The sequence below is a fragment of the Kistimonas asteriae genome, assembly GCF_018263925.1.
GTDB lineage: Bacteria > Pseudomonadota > Gammaproteobacteria > Pseudomonadales > Endozoicomonadaceae > Kistimonas > Kistimonas asteriae.
The window spans coordinates 1-1103 of record NZ_JAEVHF010000047.1 but is presented as its reverse complement, the minus strand read 5'-3'; the positions used below and the strand labels follow the sequence as shown (position 1 = coordinate 1103).

Sequence of the window (1103 nt, the reverse complement as noted above, 5' to 3'; positions counted from 1 at the left end):
GGCTCTGTTCACATTAAGTGTTGTTTTACCCAATGAATAGAAATCTGATCTAAAAAGCCTTCTTCTGAGAAGATATGGGTCTTTAAATATCGCTTCCAAGCTAGGTAACGAGAGAGATATTTTGTTGCTACGCCGTTGAAGAAACCGTTAAGCCAACGCTTCAAGTCACTGTGATAGGCATTGACCGTCTGGATGTGGTACACGCCTTCCTTCACGTGTTGGCCGTTTTTCGCAACCAGTGTTTTGGTGTTGATCCCGAGTCGTTTGCCTAAATTGTCATGAGACAGGTGCCCATCAGTACAGAGGGTGCTGCCTGCCTGAATATGCCCACATAAATGCTCATGAATTTCATCGGTGCTGACATGGCTCAGTACGGCATCAATGACATGATGTTCACGGTCGCAGGCTACCATAACCGGTACTTGCTTAACGGCGTCATGCTTCAGGCCTGCGTCCGGCTTCGAGCGATGACGCCTGATCCGGCCTCCGCGACGCCGGGCGGGTACAGGCAGGTCTCGCTGGCCTTTGTGGGACTCACGGAAAAACGTTTCATCCTCCTCGGAAATGCCTGTGAGATCCCCGTAATGATCGGTTTCAACGACAGCCATCAAACGATGGCGAAGGTGGAATGATGTGTTCAGGGGTACACCGCATTTCCTGGCCGCAGGACGGAGGGTAGTGCTGCCATTCATGCATTCCACGTATGCATCCAGCTTGTCGCGGACACGCAAATGCGCCAGAGGTGTGCCGGTCATGGCATTGAATGTGTGCTGGCACTGTTTGCAGCGATAACGCTGATGTCCTGATTTCTGACCCCAGCGTTTGATCGATTCACTATGGCAATGAGGGCAAACAGGATGCAGGCCAAAGTAAAACTTGAGCCTTTCGAGCAGGCAGGATGCCTGTCTGTCTTCTGATCCTTTTGCAGGTACCGGAGGAAGAGCTTCCCGGAGAATCGTGATTTGGTCTGGAGACATCAGAGGAATGGATTTCAGGATGTCGTCAAATGATTGCTGCTGCATGTCTCACCTCTCAAATGCCGAGTGGAATAGACGCACGAAACAGTATAGTCAGAGATGACAACACTTAATGTGAACAGAGCC

Annotated in this window: 1 protein-coding gene; it reads right to left on the bottom strand. The window is 50.6% G+C overall.

Going from position 1 to position 1103, the window contains the following annotated elements; all coding sequences use genetic code 11:
* Window positions 1–8: 8 nt before the first annotated feature.
* Window positions 9–1022: an IS1595 family transposase gene (locus KHS78_RS22175; protein ID WP_211831196.1), complete on the bottom strand. Its 1014-nt coding sequence runs from the start codon at window positions 1020–1022 to the stop codon at window positions 9–11.
* Window positions 1023–1103: the final 81 nt, after the last annotated feature.